Genomic DNA, 24854 nt, shown 5'->3' with positions numbered 1-24854 from the left:
GCGCACACAATCAAGCGTATGCGCTACAACAATCGACTTAATTCGTAGAACAGTTGGCAGGTCCTAACTCTTCCCACACGCCCCATGGCCCAGATTGCGAAGGATTATCTCCTCGCGTCCACCATTTGGCTTGCCACTCTCTTTGGTCCCAAGTCACTTTGTCGCCTCCATTATAGGTGGTATTTTCATCCCAGAGATTGTCACATTGACCTCCACCTGTCCCTTTTTGTGCTACAACGACTGTCGCTGATGCAACCGAATTAGCTTTTGAATCGCTGACATTGACAGTAAACAATAGTGAGGTGTCTAGATCGTATTCAGCAGCGATGAAACTGACTCGCGCTCCATCAATATCAGCTTTCAATTGAGAGGGAACTTCCCAACGATAGGTTAAAGGATCATTATCTGCATCGGTTGAACCCGAAGCATCAACTACCACTAAGTCTCCAGCTTTAACTCTAGCGGGGGCAGATACTTTAGCAATAGGCGGTGTATTGCCTGGCCCAGTATCTTTGGGCTCCACTTTGACAACCAGACTATCTGTCCCTGTTGCTCCTTGGTTATCACGGACTACTAGCCTGAACACCAGAGTTTCCACTTGCGTCACTTCTGAAACATCAAAGCTTGCCTTAGCCGTATCATTTCCGATTAAGGTTACTGGCGTTCCGGCTGTCTGCTCCCATAGGTAGCTTTCAATACGCCCATCAGGATCCGTTGATGCAGAGCCATCAATAACAACCTTTGTTGGACCGACAACATTGAGATCCGGTCCTGCATTGGCAATAGGAGCTCTATTCACCGGTGGACCACCCGCTAAGCCTTCATGCATAGCGTTAAGAATATCGCCATTATCAGCATCAATCTCCCATGAGAATAAACCAGCTAAACCTAGGCTTCTAACATAAGCGCCTTTGGCTTTTACAGAGCGATCATCATCAAAAGTAATAAGCTGACCTGTTTTAGAGTTCCAAACCCAAGGTGCTTCAGCTTGGCTATCATAACCATACTCAAAACCATTAACACCTTGTTTGTTGGCCCCAAGCATATAGGTTTTGATACCTTTATAATCGATCACACCATCTTCCCAAACCCCTTGCTGTGTCGAACCTTTAAGCTTCCCTGTTGCGGTGCCTGTCATAGGATCATTTGGGTCGGTTAAAGTATCAGGCTTAACCCCTTCCCAGCCTCTTCCATACATGGCGGTCCCCAGCACTAATTTGTTGGCTGGCACCCCCTGATCAAGGATGAGTTTAATACCATTGTCACCCGTATAAGCTGGACCTTTGTATGGCACACCATCTGCGTCTACACCAGAGCCATCACATTGACCAGGACGCATGAAAGTACCACAATAGAGGGCTGTCTGGTGACCGGGCACATTATTCCAACCACCATAAAAGTCATAAGTCATCGCAAATATGTAGTCCATATACTGAACCGCATCGGCGTAGTTGACATCTTCAATCTTGTCATAGCCTACACCAATCGCAGAGGTCAGCTCATATGTTCGGCCGGTATCTCGCTCGAGTTGATCCAACATAGCACGTAGTTCTTGCATTAAAGCCACATAAGCAGGGCCATCATTGACGGGGTCACCCAAGTCAGGCGCAGCGCCACCGCCACCAGGAAACTCCCAATCAATATCAACTCCATCATAGAATTTCCACGTGGTTAAGAATCGTTTAACCGAAGCGATAAACGTATCTCTATTGGTCTTACTGGTAAAATCATAAAAGGGATCGGAAAGGGTCCAGCCTCCAATAGATGGAATAATTTTAAGCTCTGGATAACGCTGTTTGAGTGCCATCAACATGGCATAGTTGCCTTTAATAGGTGAATTAAAGGTATGTCCGGCTTGAGAAAAGCTCTTTTGGTATGCCGCCCATGGATCATGAATAACCACCTCATAGTCAGGTACTCCCGTACAGGCCGTTTTGAGTGCCTGATAACTGTTACCACCGACTGATTTAAGCGATTCATTAGGACCACAGATGGGAATAAAACCATAAAGGATATGGGTGAGGTTATGAGCAGGAATATTATCCACGGTAAAATCCCGCCCATAAATACCCCATTCGACAAAATATGCTCCCATAACCGTGTTAGCATCGATATTATAGTTTTTGTTATTAGGATCCACATTCATCGGTAAAGGTTCTAGGTGTGCACCGTCAGTATCAGCCACCACAATTTGTGCTGGAGAGCTAGCACTGCAGCCCGATGAATCACAGGCTTCGACCGTTAACTGATAACGCCCGCCTCGCGCATACTTGAAATTAGCGGTTGTTTGGCTCCCTGAAATATTACCGCTGGCGACTTCAACTCCATCAAAGTAAACCTTGTATGCATCTCCTGTTGTGCCACTCCATTGGTTAAACTTGATAGTGATATTAGCTTCATCAAAATACTTAACCATCTGGTTGTATCCAGAGGTGGTATCCATCGCGAGTTCAATCTTAGAAAATTGAAGGTTGTTTGATCCATATACATCAATGGTTGGTGTTGCAGGTAAAGCCATTACTGAGGTCGATGATGCCAAAGCGATACTCGCAGCATACAAAGTTATCCTATTCATAATTGTCTCTCTTATTTCTTGTCTATCTCCCTGAACTGGGGATCTCATTCCTGCCCTTATCAGAAAAAACACCAAAAAAAGGGAGCGTGATAAGCTAACTCAACCTCTTGTCACATTCCGATGGACATAGTTTGAGTATTTAAGAGACTTTTTTTTTAAAGAAAAAAATAAACATTGTTTTCGAGTCAAGCTTAAAAATTCGCGAAGCAAATTTACTGTGTTACATATTAAAGTAGATTTCGACCGAAACTTTATAAAGATTATCCCTAGTTAGTGATCCAATTATTAACTAGGAAAGTTAACTTTCCGTGAAATCTTATCACTTTGACATTCCTTTAATTGAAATATCGGGTAGCACTAGGCAAAGTGTACGCTTTCCAAACAAAGTGGATCGAGTCATGAACATCAAAACAACACTTCTGGCTGCGGCAGCTCTAACGATAAGTAATCTAGCTATGGCTGATGTGACTATTACAGTACCAGACACTATCGATGTCTTGGTGGTAAACGATAGTAAGCCAGAGCTTTCTGGCAGTTTCTTCTCTTCAACAAAAAGCCTCACTCTGCCCGATGGAGAAAACCAAATACTATTTCGTTACCAGCCGTACTTCACTCAAGGTAGCGATCGTATCATCCTAGAAAGCGATCCAATTATTGCTAAGTTCAATACCAGCGATGCCGAACTAAACTTTGATCTGCCTAAGTACAAAGATCGCTATGAAGGTGAAAAGGAAATCAAAAACCTTAAGTGGCAGCTGACCACAGCAAGTGGCGCAGCTTTAACAATCAAAGAAGATAAACTCATTAAAGATGGGATGCAGGTTGGTCGAAATTTCAAATTAGAGCTAGCCGACTATAACCGTCGAGGTGGCGTGGCAGCAGTTGGAACCACGACTTCCTCTACAATACCATCGTCAGCAAACAAAGTGGCAAGTGAAAATCTAGAGACTGATTCAACAGCTGAAGAAATGTTGCATTTTTGGTACAACAAAGCCGATGCAGAAACTCAATCTCGCTTTAAACAGTTCTTGTTAAGTAACGGCTCGTAAGACGCAATTGCCAGCGTGTTTAAACGCTGGCTTCTTCGACATAATCAGTTGAAATTTTAAAGCAATGCTGTCCATGTGCTCGTAAACACTCAAACACTGCTTTGTCTAATTTACCCGCTTCAACCAAAGCGCGTATTATTGGCATAGCTTCACTCATTTTTAAACCATCACGATACGGCCGAGACTGAGTCAAAGCTTGAAAAACATCCGCAACAGCAATTATTCTGCTGGGTAAATCAATATCTTTCGCCGTCTTTCCGAGAGGATATCCGCTACCATCAAGCCTCTCACATAGAAAACCAAAAATCATCACTGTTTATAAGCTCTGACATACAAGTCACTAGACTAGGCTCAAATAAGGAACCTGAATGTTCAGCGAGTTCATCAATGATTAGGTTCTTATCGTTTTTTGTAAGATTACCAAATTGGTCAAGAGTGCTTCCGAGATAGAGAAAATCCACCCTATCACATATGAAAATCAAACTGGCGAGTTTTTTGTCATTTGGCGAATGCCGAGTTTCTTGAGCCAGCGTTCGCCACTCGGTATGGTGATACAACAAGGGCAAAGCAAGCCCTGAAAGAGGTGGACAAACACTTAACAGTTGGTAGCCTTTATCGCAGTGGGCTTGAACATTCTCGGGCTGCATTGCTGCGAATAATGATGCGCGCTCTTTAGCGCTGAGATACACCGCAATCATGAAGCAACCCAAGCGCAAAAGAAACTTGAGAAAACTCCTCTTCCCAGCCCATTTTCTTAGCACATTGGTAGGCCATATGCGCAACACGATAGTCATGTTGGATATCATCAACCCCAACAGCATCAAGGGCAATATCAATCTCAAACAGCAAGTTACGCAAGTTACGCAAGTTACGCAAGTTACGCAAGTTACGCAAGTTACGCAAGTTACGCAAGTTACGCAAGTTACGCAAGTTACGCAAGTTACGCAAGTTACGCAAGTTACGCAAGTCTATACTGACATTATCAAGCAGTACATCCATCTCTTATCACTCAACTTTATCTGGCTTAAACAGGCTAAACCAAACCTTTTATGCAAGACTACACATAAATAATCAGCACTCATATAAATGTGATGGTTATTGAATATCCGGGAGAATGGCGTGCTACATTTAAGGTTTGGCTTTTTAAGCACTTAGTCACATTGTTACATTGTTACATGCTTTTAGATTGGGTCGTTCTTTATCAATAAATAACTCATTGACGGCCCGCACAAATTTCTTTTTCGGCTTGGCCATTTATCTGTGTCTAGTGATAAGATCAACGCTTACTTTAAACTGAGAATGTCCTGTGTCTTCGATACTCAAACTCTTTTTGGTGGTCTGTACCCTTGGTGTAGGATTCTTTGCAAATGATCTCTATCGCTGGGTGAGCACACGCTCGCAAGTCAAACCTTTGTCAGAATATTGCCCTCTGACGACTCAAGCTTGTGAACTTGGTAATATTCGTGTAGAAGCTGATCGCGATATTAGCCAACCTTTAGTCCCAACCAAACTCATCGTTGATTGGCCAAGTACTGAGGAACAAAGTCTGCTTGTAGTATTGCAGGGCTATGAAATGGAGATGGGGACCCTGATGTTTAAACTCAACAAAAGCGGTGCTCATCAATATAGCGGATCAGTGACACTCCCAGTCTGCACCAGTACCACTATGACTTGGGTTGGCGAGATCACCGATGGTCAGCAAAGTATAAGCACATCAATTAGGATGGAACAATGAGTAAAAAATGGTCGTTAATCTTAGTCGCAGCATTTGCACTCGGATTTAGCGTTAACTCTTATCTAGATTCGAAGCCCGACGAAGAGGCTCCCATTGCCTCAAGCAAAGAAGTTATTCTGTTTGGCAAAGATGACAAGCCTGTTTCTATTTTTGATCAACAGGACTCAAGAATTCGTATCGTGTATTTTGGTTTTACGCGCTGTCCGGACGTCTGCCCTACATCGCTTGCCATGCTGGCAGGTGCGTTAAACCAAATTGATGATTCAACCAAATCGAAATTTAGACCTGTATTTATTTCCCTCGATCCCGAGCGAGATGCAGCAGCAGATTCATACAAATATGCACAATATTTTCATCCTATGATAGAGGGGTTGTCAGCACCGCTTGATGTCACGACGCCTTTAGCTCATAAATACGGTGTCATTTTCCGTAAAACTCAGTTAAAAAATTCAGAGCTCAAATACACCCTAGATCATAGCTCTTATTTTTATTTCCTAAAACCAGACGGCAAATTAATCACTAAAGTGCCGCACACGCTAACACCAGCACCTCTGGTCCAAGCAATGAAAACACTTACTTCACAAGGAAATTCGTAATGAAGTTTAAAGCCCTACTTCTCGCTTCTCTCGCTCTTAGCCCACTTGCTAATGCTTGCGACGACATTATGTTTTCACATACCTATGCACGCGCAACTCCGCCTAATGCTGCAACCAGCGCAGTGTTCAGTGAAATCATGAACCATAGCGATAAAGATCGTGTGATTGTCTCAGCAACAACAGAAGCGGCTGGCAAAGTAGAATTGCATGACGTAATAAATGAAGGCGACATAATGAAGATGCGTCAAGTCGATAAGCTCACCATCCCAGCGAACAGCATGATCGAATTAAAGCCTGGTAGCTTGCACATTATGTTGTTCAACCTGAAAAAACCTCTAGTTGAAGGTGAAAATATTGATGTTACCCTCACCTTTGCTAACGGCGACAAGAAAGTCGTCTCTGCACCTATCAAAAAGGTGATGAGCGGCATGAAGCATCAGCACTAATTAGTTTGCCACTTAAAATAGATCACCCAGTTGGGTGATCTATTTCTTTTTCAATGACAATAGATTAATAAGCACGATAGTAAACGTTGCCCCTATCCCAGAGATAAACAGCGTGTGCATCAATAGGATTCCAAACTCAGGGCAAAGGCGAGGTTTTAGTAAGTGGGTCGGAAATCCACACCAGGTCTCATAGCGACATTGGTGAAAAATAAGCGATCATGCCGATTTCGGGGGACGGAAAAGAAAGCATCGGCGTCATTCGTGCATGTCTTTCCCAGCAAAATGATGGATCGAAAGACCACTGTAGAACAAAACGAAATCAAGGCTTAGAGGTAGAGAAAATATCTGGGAGCTTAATACTTCGATTTTATCAGTTAAGCCATTTCGTAGTGTAAGTAAATTATTAGCAATTAATAATGACTTAAAGTAGTAATAAACTCTTCTAGTAGAGAATCCTATCAGTCAAATAAATAACGACAAGGATTAAAAGGCTAAGAAAAAAGGGGATACTCAATTTCATGACCAACTTTTTCATCAAACTTGGGTTATTATCAAAAACCATACCTTCTGCTTGCCTTACCCTTCTCTCTTCATCAAAATGCCACTTAATCGCTAAAAAGGCTCCAATCCCTAATATGATAAGCTTAAAAGCTCCAGCAAAGTACGGAAAAAAGTTCGCCCAACTCTCGTGCATTATCCATCTCCATTAAAACTAAATCGAAATTTTTTAGTATAAGAATCAAAGTTTTTGGTTACATCCAAAAGAACAAGTTTACTCCTCTTACTAACGGCCTACAAGCCAACTTAAATATTAACTTCACCACTTGTTATTTTCATGTCAAATCGGTATAAGTATTTATACCGCAATAAGTTATTGAAGAATGGTCAAATAGATTTTCACCAAATACAAGATAATTCTCGAGGAAATAAAATACATGGAAATAGTTGAGGCTAGCTTGTCAGATCTCGAATCCTTCTTTGAATATATAGGGGCGCAGCTTCTTGAAAATGCTGATGATGACTCCCCACTTTTTCAACCAATATCTAAAGAAAGTTGCCATATTTCTGATGAGTTTAAAGCTAAGTTTCAAGATAGTTTTAAGTACAGTGTAGGACAACACGGCTGGAGAAAACTATGGGTTATCAAAGACTCTAACGAGAAGGTTGTTGGTCATATTGACTTGCGCCATCACAAGGATGCATATAAATTTCATCGCGTTCTTTTGGGTATGGGTGTTGACTCTCGTATACGAAAACAAGGTTTAGGTATAAAACTCATTGAGTGCGTCACTCAGTTTTGTAGTCAGAATCCAGCTATCGATTGGTTAGATCTTAATGTTCTTTCTGATAATCTTCCTGCGAAAAATCTGTATTTAAAGTCTGGGTTCAAAATCATAGGTGAAATGACCGATTGCTACCGTATAGAAGGAAAGAACGTCTCAGAAACTCTGATGACACTCTGTACTAAAAATCATGCTTAACTCACCTCTTTAAAGTCTTCTAACGTAACTAATTGATGACCTTATTCAAACTCCAATACAAAGTTTTACACTTATTATCATGATTAAAACTTGAATTAATATATGCCACATCAATAATATATGGCATTAATTGAATATTTTGAGTGGAAACATGTATCTAAACACAGTCAGCAATATCATCAATCAGCAAGATAGGGGGCAATAGAGAACAAACTGATGAGCTTAGTTTGGCAAACAAGGTACGCTCTGTATCCAATAAAAAGCGTCCTAAAAAGCTCGGCTTATCTTTAACTATGCCCCAAACAACAAAGGGAGCGATGCTAGGCAGTGGTTTATGCGGAGAGGTTAGAAGAGATCTCTCTCATGAAGGGTTTGTGTTAAAAAGCTTTAACCGATTTGCCAACGAGATCGCGCAAAAAGAATGTAGCCTATTCACTCGTATCTATGGAGAAGGAAGCGCTGAAGTGATAGAAGAAGCGGATGGGCTTTATTTACGCATGTTAGAAGTGCCAGGGGTATCTTTAGATAAGTGCGATCCATCTGAATTACCAGATAATGCGCGTGAGTTGTTTTTCCAAATGATATCTGATCTAAATGATGTAGGTATGATTCATGGAGATCTGCATTCTGGTAACATTATGTTCGATAAAGATTCAAACAGGTTTTGGCCAATTGATTTATCTAATGCCTATGATTCGTACTATGAGAGTTCATCTTATGGCAGAGCAGTGATGGACATAGACAACGAAAAAAGATTTAGACAAATAATGAGAAAATTGGGTGCCTAACATCTGTGTGATGTCGGTGTAGGTTTCACCTTCTACTCAACACAAAAGTAAACCTTTGAAGATTAAATATCCGCGAGCTACAAAGAGCTCGCCACTAAAGATATTAATAGTGTGTATAGCGGAAAGTCAGTGCCTTATTTATGCGATTTTAAATTTCTTTGTCTTTGTACTAACCATTTATCCAAATGATTGGCGAATTGCTGCCTATCAGCTTGACTTAAAGGAGCTGGTCCACCTGTTTGTACACCGCTACTACGCATGGTTTCCATAAAATCGCGAATATTGAGCCGGGACTTTATATTTTCTTTGGTAAATAGCTCACCACGAGAACTCAATGCGTGACCACCTTTGGTTATAATTTCATCGGCTAAAGGAATATCACTGGTGATCACTAAATCATCTTTCTCGCAGCGCTTCACTATTTCATTATCTGCTACATCAAAGCCAGACTGAACTTGCAGCATGATCACTTTTGGTGATGCTGGAGTGCGAATAAACTGGTTTGCCACCAAAGTCACTTCAACGCCTGTTCGCTCAGATGCGCGAAATAATACATCACGAATCACAACTGGACACGCGTCAGCATCTACCCATATTTTCATTACTTATTCTTCCCAATACTATGATACCCTCATTAAACCGCAAAAGTCATGTTCTTGGTAGGGCTACCTCTATTAATAGAGGTATAAAGCAATCCATAAACACGATGAATGAATTTGAGGTAACAAAACGCCAAGTTCGCTGTTTAAACGAAAAATCGTAATTCACTATCCACTAACTATGCACTTATTACCATGGTAATATACAGACGTGTTAATCTAAGACAAAAAGTTATTAGCTGACAGAGCTCAACAAAATTGACATTTAAATCAATAGAAAGAGTGATCCACATTCGAAACTGGGATCCAGAGTCATACTTACGGTAACAATTCATTAAGCTAATTCTACATACCTCCTGTATTAAAATTAAACATTCATGAATTATTATTCAATAAAAGTCATTTAAAGAAAAAATATACACAAAGTGAATAATATGAAGATAATGTCGTTATTTTGAGCTAAAACGCCTTTTTATGTAAATTAAAGATTAAATTTAGCAATAAAATCAGCAAAAAATGTTGCCCAAAGGTTAATTGAAGGTATTTTTTAGTGACATGGATCACATCTATATATCTAACAATACATTTTACGTTCGTATTTTTCTCTTCGCCTGATACCCTCCTGAACACCTTGAAGTGAACTCAAGGTGAATAACTATAAGGAGTGTTCACGATGAATACCAAGAAACCTATGTCGCTCACCAGCCGTGTTATCTTAGGCATGGTAGCGGGTATCTTGACAGGATTTGCCATTCGCAGCCTTTTCGCCGACAACGGATTTGTCGACACATACATAGTCAATGGATTGTTTGACGTTGGTGGACAAATTTTTGTCGCCAGCTTAAAAATGCTTGTTGTACCGCTAGTCTTTGTTTCACTAGTCTGTGGTACAAGCTCACTTAAAGATCTTTCGACCTTGGGCCGAATGGGTGGTAAAACGCTCGCTTTTTATATTGCGACGACAACTATTGCTATCACTTTTGCTCTTGTTATGGGAAGTGTTTTCCAGCCAGGAGCTGGAGCTGATCTCACTGCTGCCAGCTCGTTTAAATCAGCCGAAGCACCTTCTTTGGGACAAGTGATTATCAACATGTTCCCGACTAACCCTATTAGCTCTATGGCTGAAGGTAAAACTCTGCAGGTGATCGTATTTGCAGTACTGTTTGGTATTGCAATAAGTGCCGCAGGAAAACCTGGTGAAAGAATCGCATCTGTATTTGCAGATTTAAACGAAGTCATAATGAAGCTTGTCGCATTACTGATGAATCTTGCTCCATACGGTGTCTTCTTCCTAATGGCTAAACTGTTTACTGGTTTGGGGTTAAGCGCCATAACAAACCTTGCTGAATATTTCTTGGTTCTTGCCGGCACCCTAGTTCTTCATGGCCTAGTTACCTACAGCTTGATGCTAAAAGGCTTTACTGGCCTAAGCCCTATGACCTTCTTGAAGAAAATGGAAGATGCGATTATGTTTGCCTTTTCTACTGCTTCTTCAAATGCAACCATCCCTGTGTCAATGGAAACAGCGAAAAATCGTATGGGCGTGGATAACCGCATTTCCTCTTTCACTATCCCTCTTGGAGCGACAGTGAACATGGACGGTACGGCAATCATGCAGGGTGTAGCGACAGCATTTATTGCTCAAGCGTTTAATATTGACCTCACCATGGGTGATTACCTAATGGTTATTCTAACCGCTACTCTCGCTTCTATTGGTACCGCGGGTGTACCTGGAGTCGGCCTAGTTATGCTTGCTATGGTACTTAACCAAGTTGGCCTGCCTTTAGAGGGTATAGCGTTAATTATGGGTGTTGATAGATTACTTGATATGATCAGAACTGCCGTTAATATCACAGGTGATAACGCAGTTACCGTCATCGTTGCTAAGTCGGAAGGCGCACTCGATGAAGAGCGCTTTAACAACCCACTAGCAGGTGAAAAAGAAGAGCAAGTGAGTCTAAAGCATTCAAAAGCATAGAAAAGTCATCCTCATGACCATTAACATTAAATAAGGTCATAGGTTTCCTAAATAAAGTATCAAGCCCCGAAACACATGTTTCGGGGCTTTTTTGATCACAAAATCCAAAACCAAGCAACACATACTTTGCAAATAACCCCAAACATGTCTTTAATTTTATGAGGTTAGCAACACTGATTGAGTGACTAACATCACCTCGTAGAATTGGTAATCAAAGAGTAATTTCAAGCGGATCGATACTTTTTCTGGTGGCTTACGATACGTTTTTTCCAGTTAACTGACACGCTTTTAGTCCGTATTTATTTGCGGTAAGACATTATCAGATTTGGAACACATTCATGACTCAGCCTAAAACCAAGAAGCAAACCTTTTCGATCCGCGTAACCATTGGATCTCTACTATTGCTGGTCACCACTCTTACCGCAACACTAGCACTGTCCATTCATTACCACTTTATCTATCAAACGTTAGAAGAGCATCAACTCGAAGAATCTTCCACCGTTGCCGAGAATGTCAGTGACACCATGAAAGAAACTGACAGCCGTATGCGAAACATTGCGTTCACACTTGCACAAGTTATAAATCCGCTCGACAAGAATCAGCAGTGGTTACCTGCTTTTCTTGCAACACTAGAGGCAACCCCTGAACTTTATAGTGTCTTTTTTGGTACAAAAAATGATGACTTTTACCAAATCATCAATCTTGATGTCGAACAGACATTACGAAAAAGTATGGATGCACAACCTGACGACAGATGGGTAATGGTTAATGTTAAACAAACAGAAGGCGGGCAACGAAAGAAAACGGTTTCTTTCGTCAGTCAGGACCTTAAGGTACGCAAAACCGAAGAAACGTTAAGTGGCTATTTCCCTTCACTGAGGCCTTGGTATAGAAAAGCTCATGCCCAAGCGGACAAAGTCATTAAGACCGAGCCCTACATTTTTAGCCAAGTGTCGGTGTCTGGGCAAACTTACGCCACTCAAAATGCCTCAGGCACAGCGGTAATAGGAATCGATGTATTACTCTCAACTCTTGCAACCATACTTAACCAAACATTTGAAGAGCAGCTAAGCGAAGCCTATGTTTTTCGTCAGACAGGTGAACTTCTCGCCGATACTCACCCGACTCCTCAAGAGAAACCTTTACCTACTTTGCCTCTTTTATCAATGACTGAACAAGAAAAGGCTCTAATTGAACGTTTAGGTCCTTTACGTGTTTCCAATCAAAGAAATTGGGCGCCCATTGACTATAGCGTGCTCGGAGAGCCAAGAGGCTATGCCATTGATATGGTCAAAATGATAGGCCAGATGACAGGTATACAATGGGCATTTAGTAACGGGCTCGATTGGAGTGAACTAGTCAAACAATTCAACGACGAAAAGCTCGATGCCTTACACTCTCTTCAATACCATAAAGACGGCTATGCCCGAGGCGCATTTAGTGACCCCATATTCTCTTTACCTTTTGGAGTTTTGGTTCCAACGTCACTTTCTGGGGTACGAGACCTTGCTGAATTCAATGGTGAGAGCGTTGCCATCTTATCGGGATGGTCTATTATACCCAAACTAAAGAAGGCCTATCCCAACATTGATGTCATAGAAGTCAGTGACTCATTCGAAGGACTAACGCTACTCAAGGCGGGTAAAATTAGTGGATTCATCGACAGTAGCGCCATTCTTCAACACGCTGTTCATCAGTACTTTACCGATGGTGTCACCGTCATTGAAGACATAGCTCCATTTAATCGTGAGTTTGAGACTAAATTTCATATCGCGCTCAACCAGCGCTACACAGCCTTACTGCCGATAATAAATCGAGCAATAGAAAAAATTAATGACACCCAAAAGGATTTCCTTCTAGCCAAATGGTTTGGTGACTCGGCGGCAACAAAGCATAGAGTCATACCTCATGCTGCATTTTACGACATGATGGCCTCACCTTCGCAGCAAGGTAAATTAGTCAACGCAACAACAAAATCAGGTGACAGCTATATCTATTTGCAGCCTGTCGGCTCTTCTTCTCCAAGTGAGTTCTTGGCTATCACCTTACCCGTCTCCATCCTTCATAACCAAGTTGTACGTCAGGTTTTATACGCCACGGTAATATCTGCATTAATCATGCTGCCTATGCTATGGCTCGCATGGCTATCTGGTACCCCAATTATTCAAGCAATTCGCTCACTTAGAAAAGAAACTCGAAAAATTCAAGCGCGTAACTACAATGAACTGCAACCTGTTAAAAGCCGAATACGAGAAATATCTCAACTTTCAACCTCTGTCGAAGAAATGGCTAATCAATTACAAGCCCATGAAAAACAACAAGAAGCCTTACTTGACTCCATTGTTCAGCTTATCGCAAGAGCTATTGATGATAAGTCTCCCTACACCGCAGGCCATTGTAACCGAGTTCCTATCATTGCGATGATGCTGGCTGAAGCCGCAGAAGCCTCAACAGAGCCACCCTTTAGCGATTTTCGTTTTAACAATGAGCGCGAAAAACGAGAGTTTCAAATGGCGGCATGGCTGCATGATTGCGGTAAGATAACCGTACCAGAATATATTGTCGATAAAGGCACAAAACTTGAGGCCAACTACAACCGTTTACATGAAATACGTATGCGCTTTGAGGTTTTGTGGCGAGATATTACCATTAAGGGCTATATGAAAAGAGATAATGGTGAAGATGAAAACCAAGTTCTATCATGGGTTAAGGAACAACAAGCAAGGCTTCAAGAGGAGTTTATTTTTGTCGCATCATTGAATACGGGTGATTGCCCTGTTTCTGATGACGATATCACCAAACTCAAAACAATCGGTGCCCAAACTTGGTGTCGTAAGTTTGATGATACTATCGGCCTCTCTCCTGTCGAGAAAGACCGCTTATCTGAATCCTCAATCACCCAAACACTGCTCAAAGATTTACCAGAGCACAAAATACCGCGCTTCCACCCCCCTTGTTACGACCACGGAATCACTATGCAGGCGCCTGAATATTTAAGTGATCATGGCGAAATCTATAATTTATCAATTCCAAGAGGAACGTTAACCAAAGAAGATCGCTACCGAATCAATGAACATATGGTAAGCGGAATTAAAATGCTAGAAAGTCTGCCTTTCCCTGATGACCTAAAACAAGTACCCAGACTTGCAACAACACATCATGAAACACTGGCAGGAAAAGGCTATCCCCGCCAGCTGGATGAGCGTGAACTCTCGGTAAAAGAACGAATTCTTGCTATTGCCGACATATTTGAAGCCTTAACAGCTGCCGATCGTCCCTACAAAAAAGCATTCAAACTAAGTAAGGCCATTGCCATCATGGAAGACATGGTCGTGAACAAACACATTGATGGTGATCTTTTCACTCTATTTCTCAATAGTGGATTGCATATTTCTTACGCCAAGCAATTCTTAAGTCCGGATCAAATTGATGTGGAACATGATATATAAAGCCAATAAACTAAATAAGAATCCAAGTGCATATAATATAACTAAGGTTGCTTATTTTCTATATTTGTCAGCCTTTCGTCCATCTGTTTTATTGACTCCAATAGCACCGCAATCATTCCTTTATAATCAACTTGCAAATAGCCGGACTCTGAATGTTCGCTCACTAGTTCAGGATATACATGCTGCACTTCTTGAGCAATAAAACCCATTTCCCTTTTCCCTCCCTCAATGTAACTATAGCGATAACCATTGATAGCCTTAACTGATTCTAGAGTATGGGAAATTCTCTCAATGTCTTCTTTTAAAAGGACATCGCTAAAGCGAAGAAAAACATGGTCAATCAGGTTATGGTAGGAACGCTTTCCCGGTGCAAAATATGAGCGCTGAGCATCAGTAACATAAAAAACTTTCCATGTAGAAAAGTGTCCTTCAGCAGGCTGAGCCACACTACCTTGAGGGCAAAAACCATCAAGAGATTTGTAAGTACTCTCTGAAATGGGTACAAATTTGAAATAGCTGTTTTCCCAAGGTTGCTCTTGGGTCATCACTGGCCAGTCAAATACCTGTTTATTCTCCGACCATTCCCACTCATCTTCTTGTTGATCATAACAAAAGATACTAAATTCTTGTGCCGTGCTCATTATAGGGAAAAAAGCCAGACTTAAGGACAGAAAAACACCACTTTGCTTCATTTTATGTCACTCTTTTTGTGTAAAAATTGGCCAGAGTATCTTTTAGTAATAATTATGAAACAAGATTAGTATATAAAACTTCTGCTTTGGCTCAAACATTAAACAGATTTTATGCTCTAAAATAAATTAAACAAAACAAGCCAAGAGCTTGGTAACCACGTTCTTGGCTTGTTTACAATTCAGTCAGATCGAACCTAACTCACATACCCACCTTAAAAAGCGCTCTAGAATAACGGCACTGTTATTAGTAACGTCTTTCAAGGAGTGAAAATAATGATAATGCGATGGCCAGCCTTAATCGCCCTTTTGTTATTTCCTATAAACTCTTTTGCAGTCATCAATACCCAAGAAACGCTACCGTTGACTCAGTCATTTATTGGCTACGCTGCCTTGGCGATTTTTGTTGGAGCTTATACTTTGGTTATGCTCGAAGAGCACCTTTCTTTAAGAAAATCCAAACCGGTTTTACTCGCCGCTGGTCTTATATGGGCACTGATTGGCTATGTCTATTCGCAGCAAGGCCAAATACATATTGCTCAGGCTGCACTCGAACATAACCTTTTAGAATATGCAGAATTACTGCTATTTTTGCTCGTAGCAATGACCTATATAAGTGCGATGGAAGAAAGACGACTATTCGATTCACTGCAAGCATGGATGGTTGGTAAAGGCTTTAACTATAAGTCACTTTTTTGGCTGACTGGGATATTGGCTTTCTTTATTTCTCCGATTGCCGACAACTTAACTACCGCATTACTTATGTGTGCTGTAGTGATGAAAGTAGGAGCAGGGAATAGCAAGTTCATTAACATCGCCTGTATCAATATCGTTGCAGCGGCAAATGCTGGAGGAGCCTTTAGTCCATTTGGTGACATAACAACTTTAATGGTCTGGCAAGCTGGCTATGTCTCATTTTCTGAGTTTATGCCGCTCTTTCTTCCCTCGGTTGCCAATTATCTGGTACCGGCGGCAATAATGTCACTGTTTGTGCCCAAAACAAAGCCAGATATCATCCATCAACATGTTGAACTTAAACGCGGCGCTCGCCGGATTGTCGTGTTATTCATCATTACGATTGCCACTGCCGTTGCGTTTCATGCTGCTCTGCACTTCCCTCCTGTCATAGGTATGATGATGGGCCTCGCCTACTTGCAGTTTTTCGGTTTTTTCCTGCGTAAAACACTCAAATCATCACTGCAAAGAAAGGCTGCTATCGCTATTGCTAACCGTGACGATAATGCGTTAAAGCGTCTTGGCTCAGTCGTTCCATTCGATGTATTCCGGCGAGTCTCTCATGCAGAGTGGGATACGCTTTTATTTTTTTATGGGGTGGTAATGTGTGTCGGCGGCTTGAGTCTTTTAGGTTACTTAGGGCTCGTCTCCGAGATCATGTATTCTCAATGGAATGCTACTTCAGCCAATATTATGGTCGGAATACTGTCAGCAATCGTCGATAATATTCCCGTTATGTTCGCGGTCCTTACCATGGAGCCTTCCATGTCAATGGGAAATTGGTTGTTGGTCACGTTGACCGCAGGTGTGGGAGGAAGTTTACTGTCAATCGGATCAGCGGCTGGTGTAGCTCTCATGGGCGCCGCGCATGGTAAATATACCTTTTTCGGCCACCTAAAATGGACGCCTGTCATTGCTATGGGGTACGCCGCTAGTATCGGGCTTCACCTCATACTTAATGCTTCTTTGTTCTAACCTCTCAATAAAAAGCTCCTAGGGCAGACATCAGCTGCTCTGGGAGATACTGGTTTGTTATTCAAGTCTGCGTTGCCAAACACTCGATAACTGATATTTCGCGCAAATACTGCAAGTTAGAGCTTCATTGCCCCCGTGGATACGCATCACTATATCTTCTCTTTTCTCTAAAGAGCTGTTTCTCATTGTGATAATTAAATAATTATCCTCAACTTTGAATGACTTGATGACATCTGGAGCACCAACTTTGCTGATGGTAACTTTTGCATCTTTAAACAAAAGTAAATCTTGGGTATATAAGTTTTCATAGACCCCTTCAAAGTCATAAGTTGGCTTATTTATCATTCTATTTAAATTATCTTCAAAGCACCCCTGTAACATCAAGGTGAATATTACAAAAATACCCCTATATTTTAACCGCATTAATCAGGTTCCCAATGCTCTAGTTTTAGTAATGCTGCTTTTCTATCTAACCCACCCGCATATCCTGTAAGCTTACCCTTTTTACCAATAACTCTATGGCAAGGTACTATCACTGAAATAGGGTTTTTTCCATTTGCCAATCCAACCGCTCTCACTGCTTTCGGATTCCCTATGGCTTCTGCTAGCTGCTGATAACTCCATGTTTCTCCGTAAGGAATTGTCTTTAATGCTTGCCATACTTGTTGCTGGAACTCAGTACCTTTAGCAGCCAGTGGCAATTGAAACATTTCTCTACGATGTGAAAAATACTCCTGTAACTGTTTGATTGTTAAAATAAGTATAGGATGCTTTGGATCTTTTTTACCTAAGTCTTGCGGTTGTGTGGTCTGCGTCTCAAACCAGGCTCCCATTAAGCCGTCGTCATTCGCTTGAATGGTTATCTTACCTAATGGCGAAATAAAGGTGGTATAACAGATGCTCATACATGGCTCCAACAATGAAAAGTGGCATAACTCCCCCATGGAGAAACACTTTCAGAATTCAGTTCAGGAAACTGCATCAGGACTTTTTTCACAACTAAATCTCCTTGCAGAAAACAGTTAGCCTCAGATGTACCTCTCAATTTTGCATAATTGACAGTCCATGGGCCGATACCTTTAATATCCAACCATTTGTCACACTGCCCTTCTGGGTATTCTTGCATATATTCGGCAAAACTGAGTAACGTTTGCTTTCGGCTTTCTGGCATACGTAAAAAAGAGAGATCGGCTTGACTAACCTCTTGTGGTGTTGGAAATTGAGTTACTTTTTCGCTTCGCAATTCATGTACCAATAAATTAAGCTGTGTGATGGCGGCTTTTACCGACACTTGCTGACCTAATATGGCTCGCAACCCCGCTTCCCAAGTATCCCAAACGCCAGGGATGCGTATACCGCTTCGTTTGATTAACTTGGGGGTCAGTCTTTGTAAAGCATTTTCAATTGTTAAGATGTCACTATCCAGATCGAACATCCTGCGAAGTTGATTAACCAAAGCTCTTAGCTGAAAATGATCAGAGAGTTCAAACTCTACTCGTAATACTCCAGCTCGAATAGGGTAAATAATAAACGTGCCTGATGCGCCATTAATCACAAAGTTTCGTTGATAGATTTTATCACTGACGTATTCCAGCCCCTCAATCGATCTTAAACGGTAAAACTGCAACATATATTCCCAGTCCAACGGCCCTTTGAATGCAAGATCAATGTAATTTTTATTGTTCCTGATTACATACTCCTGCTTGCGCACTTGCGTCGGGGTCAACCTCATAACCTGCTTAAATGCATCATTAAAGCGGCGAACGCTGGTAAAGCCACTTGCAAAAGCAATGTCGGTAACAGACATCGAGCTAGAGTGTAGTAATTGTTTGGCAAACATCAGCTGATGGTACAAAGCATACTGTTTGGGTGGCATACCGAGGTAGCGTTGAAATAGATGACGTAGGTATCTGTCACTTATACCCAATCGTTGAGATAGGTCATTGAGACTATATAATTGAAGCTCCCCTTGCTCTATGAGTTTAACCGCACGTAAAAATGTCGTTTCAACACCTTTCCATGCCCATGAGTTAGGTGCGCTATCAGGTCGACACCGCAAGCATGGTCTGTATCCGGCTTTTAAAGCCTGAGCCTTATCAAAGAAATAGGTCACATTCTCTTCTTTGGGCAAATTTGCCGGACAAATCGGGCGGCAGAAGACACCTGTTGTTTTCACCGCAATATAAAAGCGTCCATCAAAACGCGCATCTCTAGCTTGGCGAGCTTTTTGACACTCATGTAACGGGATTGTCGGAACTCTTTCCATGGCATTTTTATCTTTTGAATTCTTGAGTAAAGTCTATCTTTGCGGAAGCGAAATACTAGCCATTTTCGGAAACGAATCGAATTTGCTATCAGTTGAAACTCATCTAGAGTTACAATGAAGAATAAAATATATAAAAAAAGGAAGTTGGCTATGAACTTACATACATGCACTATTGTGCTCACTAATAATCACAAACTCACGTATCACAATGTTGAAAAAAGCCTAGAGATGATCGAAGAACACGGCACCTCCGGAATTAGCAACATATTGATTGATGCTGTTGATGGAAAAACGATACGTTCGTACTATCACCTATCGGTAGAAGAGTCGATCGAGAGTTTGATGGATTTATAGTAAATCTAGAAATTAAATTAGGCCTGCTTTGCTGGGCCTAATTTTAGTTTTTTCTGGACTAAATACTAAATAAAGGTGTTAGAAGTGCTTAAGCATCCATACATCACAACCACCATGTATAGTACCCACTAGTGGGGAGGAAAGGTGCTTGAAACCAAGATTCTCATATAACTTAATGGCCTGCGACATACTCGACAGAGTATCTAAGTAGCATTGTTCAAATCCTTTCTGCTCAGCAAAATCAAGACATTGTTGAGTTAGCTGCTTTCCAAGCCCTAGTCCTCGGCCTTCCTTTAGCAAGAAAAGCTTTTTGAGTTCACATACTCTTCCATCACCCGAAAATGGAGAGATACCACATCCGCCGACGATTTTGCCATTAAGTAGAGCAACCAAATACAAAGAATTCTGCCCAGACAGATAATACTGACTCATATTCTCTACTTCAGCGTCCGATGGGCCAAACCCCTCTCCCACCGCGCCATATTCTTCACCAACCCGTTTAATGATCTCGCATATTGCTGCGTCATAGGCTGGGATTATTGGAACAATTTCAAGTCTTCGCTCACTCATCATACTTCCTAGCATAACCACTATGGAGATATAAAATAATATAAATATCTTTTTATATCAATAAAATAGAACCAAACGGATAACAAGAAACTATACTGTCGACAAAGACAATGATTAGTCAAACGACAGAATATAAGATGGGCAAAGACTAAAAAGGACTCGACGCAAAGCCTGTCATTACACTGAGCTCCATCGACTTACCCAGTTTTGTCATCGGATGTACCAGTACTATACCTTTGACTGATTTTTTTAATTTTCCAATATCCGCTTGCTCTGACTTGGTGATTTCACGAGAAAAGCCCATGGCTTTCAGCTTCTTGCGCTCTTTATTCAAGTCATAAGATTGCTTACTTTTGATAGTGTGAACTTTCTTTGCGAGTTTATCGACTTCATCAGTAAATTTTGTGATTATTTCTTGATCGCCACGAGCTTTAGCAGCATCTAGCTTACGATTATACTTGTCGAGGCGATTGTTAAGGTTTTGCAGCTCTTGCTTAGTGCACATTAGGTCATGCTCTGAGAATCAAAAAGATCCGGCACTCTACCATAAATAAGAACTTTTGTATTGCCGAAAAACCTAGACCTAAACTATGGAGACCACTGTCAGCATTCGATAGATATAAGTTTGACAGAATACTCATGGCTTTTTTCAGTACAGCTCAACTCATCAGTCCAGTGAAAAATACTAGAAGTATCGATAAACTTCCCATAGCTCTTATCTGGTTAACAGATTGATAAAAAATTAAAAATTTCTCTTCATCTGTAAAAATTTGTTCTCAAGTATTCTGCCTACTTAAACCTTAAAGAACTATTTTATCAATAAAGCATGCCGACTCTTGCATATTGTCTAATCTTAAAGGAGTAAATAGTTGAACCTTTTCTCGTCTGTGAAACGCTGAGGTCATGGAACTGCGTTCGGCAAATTATAACTTGGCACTGACACTGGCGCCCTATGAACCTTTGAAAACAGGATGTTTGTATGAGCCTTACAATTCGAAGCCGCCTTTATATATTGGCACTGGTCCCATTGCTTGTAATAGCATTGGGCATGCTTGGCTTTACTTATATAAAAACTAACGAGCTCAATGCTCAACAAATCGAAGTCACCAGAAGCAACATGATGTATATGAAGAAGGAAGAGCTTAAGAACTATCTTCAAGTGGCACAGTCCGCTGTTCAACCTTTGCTTGATAAAGGAGCCAGATTTGAAGAGGCCACGCCTATTTTAAAAGCACTCAGGTATGGTAAAACTGGCTATTTTTTTGGATACAACTCTACAGGGATAAAACGTTTTGTAGGTGATAATACAGATGGAATAGGCCAAAACTACTGGGATTTACAGGATAAGAAAGGTAACTATTTGGTTCGCGATCTGATTCGCAATTCAAAAACGGGGGACTTCACTACCTATTACTTTCCTAAACCCGGCGAAACAGTAGCACTTCCGAAATTGGCATACTCTATCTACATACCCGAATGGGATCTTATGCTAGGCACGGGTTTTTATACCGATGACATCGACGCAATCGTCGCCGAGATGGAAAACACCACCAATGAAGCCTTACAAGAAACCTTATCTGCAATCATAATGTTCTGTATCATTATCGCAGTCATAGTTGCTGTCTTTTCCGTTGGGATCAATCGTACCATCCTCAAACCGCTCGAACTTTTTGACGCATCAATCAGCTCATTCGCCAGCGGAGATGCTGACCTTACAGCGCGGATGGAAGACTTCAAAGCACCAGAATTTTCGCAGCTGAGCAAAAATTTCAATGCGTTTGTTGAAAGCCTCCAAACCATCATTAGAAGTGTAAGTGAAGTCGGTCAACAAGTAGTATCCGAAACCACAAATATGTCTGGGCGCGCCGGTAAAGTGGATGAACTTGCTTCAGGGCAACGCTCAGAGACCGAACAAGTCGCTACAGCAATGACCCAAATGACAACCACAGCCTCAGAAATATCGAACAACGCCAGCCAAGCAGCTGACTCAGCTAAAGAAGCAGACGACAATGCTAAAGATGCGCAAAATATCGTCAACTCGGCGGCCAAATCAGTTGAAGCACTTGCAGAAGAAGTATCTCAAGCCAATGGCGTCATCTCTCGATTAGAAGGTGATGTTCAGAATATCTCCTCATCTTTGGAAGTAATCCAAGATATTGCTGAGCAAACAAACCTACTGGCACTAAACGCGGCAATAGAAGCAGCTCGGGCTGGGGAACAAGGTCGCGGCTTCGCCGTGGTTGCTGACGAAGTTCGTAAATTGGCCAGCCGCACACAAGACAGTACAGGTGAAATTCATGAAATGATAGAGCAGCTCAAATCCGCTTCCGATGACGCAGTTAAGGCAATGGAATCAAGCCAAAAACGCGGTGCGAGCACGGTAGAAGAAGCAAACGCAGCTGCCAAAGCTCTAGTCCAAATTCAAGAATCGATTGGCACCATTATGGATATGAACTCGCTTATTGCTACGGCAACAGAAGAACAAAGCATAGTCGGTCAAGAGATCTCTGAACGCATTGTGGTTATCTCAGACCAAAGCTCTCAATCGGCAGATCTAGCCAATGAAAATAAAGCAGGTAGCCAAGCACTTAACCATAGAGCCAATGAGCTTTACGACTTGGTCGGCCGATTTAAAGTCTAGACACAGCCAAGGCCTGTGAAAGCAGGCCTTACATTTTCTCCCTTTTCCATGATTCATTCTCTCCTAGCACGTCCACATCAGTTCATTGAGTAAAGGCTCTGATTATTGAAGTGCGTCTCAATAAAAAAGTGACCTCATATTTAGATTTCACACATTTCCATAAATCACACGCAAACTTATTGACAAAATATCACAATTAAAAGTCCCAATTTTTCTATGTGTGTAATTTGTGCGTAACTTGTAGATAGGTTCTTTAAGAGCCGAAAAATGTCAAACGCTTGATGTTTGTAGTAGGCAATGTTCAACAATATTTTTTATTATCCAAAGGAAAGTAACATGTATAAGAATATTATAAGTTGTTGTATCGCCTCAGCTCTTTCAGTTATGTCTGGCTTGGCGCTTGCACAACAAGGCGAGGTGAAATCGGTCTTAGCTGAAGGTCAAAATCTTGCACCTTTACTCACAGTCGAAGATGAGAAGGGCATAAAAAATAAATATATCGTAGTGCTCAAGAAACCAGAAATGTTGCTTGAGGGCTCACAAGCTTTTGTCGAGTTTACTCAGCAAACTGTAACTGGATTGGCTAGTCAACACTCACTTAAAACAGAGAGAATATACGATCATGTTTTAAGTGGATTTTCTGCCACTCTAACGAAGGAACAACTCAAAGCACTTCGTGAAGATCCACAAGTGGCTTATATCGAGCAGGACAGAATCGTAACTATTGATCCTGTCTTCTCCGAAGAAGGCACCCAAACCAATGCTATTTGGGGCTTGGATCGGATTGACCAACGAAACTTACCGCTAAGCGGCAGTTATACATACAACTATGACGGTACAGGTGTTACTGCTTACGTTATCGATACTGGTGTAGAAAACAATCATAGCGAGTTTGGTGGCCGTTCAACTTCAGGCTACGACTTTGTTGATAATGATAATGATAGTTCCGACTGTCACGGACATGGTACTCATGTAGCAGGCACTATTGCTGGTAGCCAATATGGTGTAGCAAAGAATGCCAATATTGTTGGTGTCAGAGTACTCAGCTGTCGCGGTTCTGGTTCTAACTCAGGGGTAATTGGAGGTGTAAACTGGGTTGCAGCCAATGCATCTGGACCTTCGGTGGCCAACATGAGCTTAGGCGGTGGAGTATCCAGCTCACTAGATAGTGCAGTAGCGAGTGCTGTCCAATCTGGAATCACTTTTGTATTGGCAGCAGGGAATTCAAACGCTGATGCTTGTAACTCTTCACCAGCTCGTGAACAGAGTGCAGTAACTGTCGGCTCAACCACAAGCAGTGATAGCCGGTCAAGCTTCTCAAATTGGGGAAGCTGTGTAGATGTTTTTGCTCCGGGCTCAAGCATTAAGTCAGCATGGATAGGTGGTGGCTACAGGACAATAAGTGGTACTTCTATGGCAGCGCCTCATATGGCAGGTGTAACCGCTCTCTATCTTCATGAAAACAATGCATTATCACCTTCACAGGTATCTAACCTTATCAGCACACGTGCGACATCAGGTAAAATATCTGACACTCGCGGCACAGTTAATAAGCTCGCTTACAGCCTCAGTGGCAGCGGCTGTGAACCAGATTGTGATAATCCAACGCCAACTCCTGATGGTGAACTGAACAATGGAACCCCTGTCAGCAATATCAGCGCGAGCCGTGGAGCACAGAAACAGTACTATATTGATGTGCCTGCTGGCCGTTCGCTCAGCGTAACAACGACGGGTGGCGCTGGTGATGCAGATCTATATGTACGCTTTGGCGCACAACCAACAACTGGCACTTGGGACTGTCGCCCTTATCGCTCAGGTAATAATGAGGTTTGCACCATTTCAAATACACAAAATGGTCGCTATCACATAATGCTTAATGCCTACAGCACATACAGTGGAGTTACTCTGAAAGCGAGTTATTAACTCAT

21 protein-coding genes and 1 pseudogene are annotated in these 24854 nt (G+C 41.7%); 12 read left to right on the top strand and 10 right to left on the bottom strand.

Annotated features, from left to right (window positions below; all coding sequences use genetic code 11):
* Positions 1-37: 37 nt before the first annotated feature.
* Positions 38-2575 (bottom strand): glycosyl hydrolase family 18 protein, encoded by a 2538-nt coding sequence (locus FIV01_RS18680; protein ID WP_152432462.1) that lies wholly within the window; start codon positions 2573-2575, stop codon positions 38-40.
* A 398-nt stretch (positions 2576-2973) separates the two neighbouring features.
* Here FIV01_RS18680 and FIV01_RS18675 point away from each other — a divergent pair, with 398 nt between their 5' ends.
* Positions 2974-3624 carry a DUF2057 family protein gene (locus FIV01_RS18675; protein WP_152432461.1) on the top strand — a complete coding sequence of 217 codons (651 nt, stop codon included), beginning with the start codon at positions 2974-2976 and terminating at the stop codon, positions 3622-3624.
* A gap of 19 nt (positions 3625-3643) precedes the next feature.
* On the opposite strand, the pseudogene FIV01_RS18670 reads toward FIV01_RS18675, so the two are convergent.
* Positions 3644-4509, bottom strand: a pseudogene (locus tag FIV01_RS18670) (HD-GYP domain-containing protein).
* 421 nt (positions 4510-4930) lie between these two features.
* Between FIV01_RS18670 and FIV01_RS18665 the strand changes: the two are divergent.
* From FIV01_RS18665 to FIV01_RS18655, 3 genes are read left to right on the top strand one after another with little or no spacing between them, the layout of a single operon-like run.
* Entirely contained in the window at positions 4931-5359 is a 429-nt protein-coding gene (locus tag FIV01_RS18665) for a hypothetical protein (RefSeq protein ID WP_152432460.1), read from the top strand.
* Entirely contained in the window at positions 5356-5955 is a 600-nt protein-coding gene (locus FIV01_RS18660; protein WP_152432459.1) for an SCO family protein, read from the top strand. Before FIV01_RS18665 ends, FIV01_RS18660 begins: the two co-directional genes overlap by 4 nt.
* Positions 5955-6401, top strand: a complete 447-nt coding sequence (locus FIV01_RS18655; protein ID WP_152432458.1) for a copper chaperone PCu(A)C — start codon at positions 5955-5957, stop codon at positions 6399-6401. Before FIV01_RS18660 ends, FIV01_RS18655 begins: the two co-directional genes overlap by 1 nt.
* 442 nt (positions 6402-6843) lie before the next feature.
* On the opposite strand, the gene FIV01_RS18650 is transcribed toward FIV01_RS18655, so the two are convergent.
* Positions 6844-7095, bottom strand: a complete 252-nt coding sequence (locus tag FIV01_RS18650; protein ID WP_152432457.1) for a hypothetical protein — start codon at positions 7093-7095, stop codon at positions 6844-6846.
* A gap of 241 nt (positions 7096-7336) precedes the next feature.
* On the opposite strand from FIV01_RS18650, the gene FIV01_RS18645 reads away from it, so the two are divergent.
* Entirely contained in the window at positions 7337-7882 is a 546-nt protein-coding gene (locus FIV01_RS18645) for a GNAT family N-acetyltransferase (protein ID WP_152432456.1), read from the top strand.
* A 227-nt stretch (positions 7883-8109) separates the two neighbouring features.
* Positions 8110-8670 carry an OspG family effector kinase gene (locus tag FIV01_RS18640; RefSeq protein WP_152432455.1) on the top strand — a complete coding sequence of 187 codons (561 nt, stop codon included), beginning with the start codon at positions 8110-8112 and terminating at the stop codon, positions 8668-8670.
* Between the two features lie 134 nt (positions 8671-8804).
* Here FIV01_RS18640 and FIV01_RS18635 read toward each other — a convergent pair whose 3' ends face one another.
* Positions 8805-9272, bottom strand: a complete 468-nt coding sequence (locus FIV01_RS18635; protein WP_152432454.1) for a YaiI/YqxD family protein — start codon at positions 9270-9272, stop codon at positions 8805-8807.
* Between the two features lie 670 nt (positions 9273-9942).
* Between FIV01_RS18635 and FIV01_RS18630 the strand changes: the two genes are divergently transcribed.
* On the top strand, positions 9943-11247 hold the full coding sequence (locus FIV01_RS18630) for a dicarboxylate/amino acid:cation symporter (RefSeq protein WP_152432453.1): 1305 nt from the start codon (positions 9943-9945) through the stop codon (positions 11245-11247).
* 338 nt (positions 11248-11585) lie between these two features.
* Entirely contained in the window at positions 11586-14696 is a 3111-nt protein-coding gene (locus tag FIV01_RS18625; protein WP_152432452.1) for an HD domain-containing phosphohydrolase, read from the top strand.
* Positions 14697-14737: 41 nt separating this feature from the next.
* Here the strand turns inward: FIV01_RS18625 and FIV01_RS18620 are convergent, their stop codons facing one another.
* Positions 14738-15388, bottom strand: a complete 651-nt coding sequence (locus tag FIV01_RS18620; protein WP_152432451.1) for a tail fiber domain-containing protein — start codon at positions 15386-15388, stop codon at positions 14738-14740.
* 273 nt (positions 15389-15661) lie between these two features.
* On the opposite strand from FIV01_RS18620, the gene nhaD reads away from it, so the two are divergent.
* Positions 15662-17095: a sodium:proton antiporter NhaD gene (gene nhaD, locus FIV01_RS18615; RefSeq protein ID WP_152432450.1), complete on the top strand. Its 1434-nt coding sequence runs from the start codon at positions 15662-15664 to the stop codon at positions 17093-17095.
* Positions 17096-17152: 57 nt separating this feature from the next.
* On the opposite strand, the gene FIV01_RS18610 is transcribed toward nhaD, so the two are convergent.
* From FIV01_RS18610 to FIV01_RS18600, 3 genes are read right to left on the bottom strand one after another with little or no spacing between them, the layout of a single operon-like run.
* Complete coding sequence (locus FIV01_RS18610; protein ID WP_152432449.1) at positions 17153-17518, bottom strand: hypothetical protein; 366 nt, start codon at positions 17516-17518, stop codon at positions 17153-17155.
* A complete protein-coding gene (locus FIV01_RS18605; protein ID WP_152432448.1) occupies positions 17518-18000 on the bottom strand; it encodes a methylated-DNA--[protein]-cysteine S-methyltransferase in 483 nt (160 codons plus the stop codon). Before FIV01_RS18605 ends, FIV01_RS18610 begins: the two co-directional genes overlap by 1 nt.
* Positions 17997-19361, bottom strand: coding sequence for a DNA-3-methyladenine glycosylase 2 family protein (locus FIV01_RS18600; RefSeq protein WP_152432447.1), 1365 nt, complete (start codon positions 19359-19361; stop codon positions 17997-17999). Before FIV01_RS18600 ends, FIV01_RS18605 begins: the two co-directional genes overlap by 4 nt.
* A gap of 150 nt (positions 19362-19511) precedes the next feature.
* On the opposite strand from FIV01_RS18600, the gene FIV01_RS18595 reads away from it, so the two are divergent.
* The gene (locus FIV01_RS18595) at positions 19512-19715 is read left to right on the top strand and encodes a hypothetical protein (RefSeq protein WP_114784175.1); all 204 of its coding nucleotides are present in this window, start codon (positions 19512-19514) and stop codon (positions 19713-19715) included.
* 78 nt (positions 19716-19793) lie between these two features.
* Here FIV01_RS18595 and FIV01_RS18590 read toward each other — a convergent pair whose 3' ends face one another.
* Both FIV01_RS18590 and FIV01_RS18585 read right to left on the bottom strand, forming a co-directional pair.
* Positions 19794-20285, bottom strand: a complete 492-nt coding sequence (locus FIV01_RS18590) for a GNAT family N-acetyltransferase (protein WP_152432446.1) — start codon at positions 20283-20285, stop codon at positions 19794-19796.
* Positions 20286-20433: 148 nt separating this feature from the next.
* Positions 20434-20790 (bottom strand): YibL family ribosome-associated protein, encoded by a 357-nt coding sequence (locus FIV01_RS18585; RefSeq protein ID WP_152432445.1) that lies wholly within the window; start codon positions 20788-20790, stop codon positions 20434-20436.
* 474 nt (positions 20791-21264) lie between these two features.
* Here FIV01_RS18585 and FIV01_RS18580 point away from each other — a divergent pair, with 474 nt between their 5' ends.
* The gene (locus tag FIV01_RS18580) at positions 21265-22926 is read left to right on the top strand and encodes a methyl-accepting chemotaxis protein (protein ID WP_152432444.1); all 1662 of its coding nucleotides are present in this window, start codon (positions 21265-21267) and stop codon (positions 22924-22926) included.
* A gap of 336 nt (positions 22927-23262) precedes the next feature.
* Complete coding sequence (locus FIV01_RS18575) at positions 23263-24849, top strand: S8 family peptidase (protein ID WP_152432443.1); 1587 nt, start codon at positions 23263-23265, stop codon at positions 24847-24849.
* Positions 24850-24854: the final 5 nt, after the last annotated feature.

It is taken from the genome of Vibrio aquimaris (assembly GCF_009363415.1).
Lineage (GTDB): Bacteria > Pseudomonadota > Gammaproteobacteria > Enterobacterales > Vibrionaceae > Vibrio > Vibrio aquimaris.
The sequence above is the reverse complement of the archived record's forward strand: the minus strand, read 5'-3'. Positions and strand labels throughout refer to the sequence as shown.

Coding starts and splice junctions, on each gene's coding strand:
- nhaD (WP_152432450.1), top strand. CDS start 15,662: ATGATAATGCGATGGCCAGCCTTAATCGCCCTTTTGTTATTTCCTATA.
- FIV01_RS18650 (WP_152432457.1), bottom strand. CDS start 7,095: ATGCACGAGAGTTGGGCGAACTTTTTTCCGTACTTTGCTGGAGCTTTT.
- FIV01_RS18620 (WP_152432451.1), bottom strand. CDS start 15,388: ATGAAGCAAAGTGGTGTTTTTCTGTCCTTAAGTCTGGCTTTTTTCCCT.
- FIV01_RS18580 (WP_152432444.1), top strand. CDS start 21,265: ATGAGCCTTACAATTCGAAGCCGCCTTTATATATTGGCACTGGTCCCA.
- FIV01_RS18610 (WP_152432449.1), bottom strand. CDS start 17,518: ATGCGGTTAAAATATAGGGGTATTTTTGTAATATTCACCTTGATGTTA.
- FIV01_RS18630 (WP_152432453.1), top strand. CDS start 9,943: ATGAATACCAAGAAACCTATGTCGCTCACCAGCCGTGTTATCTTAGGC.
- FIV01_RS18675 (WP_152432461.1), top strand. CDS start 2,974: ATGAACATCAAAACAACACTTCTGGCTGCGGCAGCTCTAACGATAAGT.
- FIV01_RS18635 (WP_152432454.1), bottom strand. CDS start 9,272: ATGAAAATATGGGTAGATGCTGACGCGTGTCCAGTTGTGATTCGTGAT.
- FIV01_RS18660 (WP_152432459.1), top strand. CDS start 5,356: ATGAGTAAAAAATGGTCGTTAATCTTAGTCGCAGCATTTGCACTCGGA.
- FIV01_RS18585 (WP_152432445.1), bottom strand. CDS start 20,790: ATGTGCACTAAGCAAGAGCTGCAAAACCTTAACAATCGCCTCGACAAG.
- FIV01_RS18645 (WP_152432456.1), top strand. CDS start 7,337: ATGGAAATAGTTGAGGCTAGCTTGTCAGATCTCGAATCCTTCTTTGAA.
- FIV01_RS18605 (WP_152432448.1), bottom strand. CDS start 18,000: ATGAGCATCTGTTATACCACCTTTATTTCGCCATTAGGTAAGATAACC.
- FIV01_RS18625 (WP_152432452.1), top strand. CDS start 11,586: ATGACTCAGCCTAAAACCAAGAAGCAAACCTTTTCGATCCGCGTAACC.
- FIV01_RS18590 (WP_152432446.1), bottom strand. CDS start 20,285: ATGAGTGAGCGAAGACTTGAAATTGTTCCAATAATCCCAGCCTATGAC.
- FIV01_RS18600 (WP_152432447.1), bottom strand. CDS start 19,361: ATGGAAAGAGTTCCGACAATCCCGTTACATGAGTGTCAAAAAGCTCGC.
- FIV01_RS18595 (WP_114784175.1), top strand. CDS start 19,512: ATGAACTTACATACATGCACTATTGTGCTCACTAATAATCACAAACTC.
- FIV01_RS18680 (WP_152432462.1), bottom strand. CDS start 2,575: ATGAATAGGATAACTTTGTATGCTGCGAGTATCGCTTTGGCATCATCG.
- FIV01_RS18655 (WP_152432458.1), top strand. CDS start 5,955: ATGAAGTTTAAAGCCCTACTTCTCGCTTCTCTCGCTCTTAGCCCACTT.
- FIV01_RS18575 (WP_152432443.1), top strand. CDS start 23,263: ATGTATAAGAATATTATAAGTTGTTGTATCGCCTCAGCTCTTTCAGTT.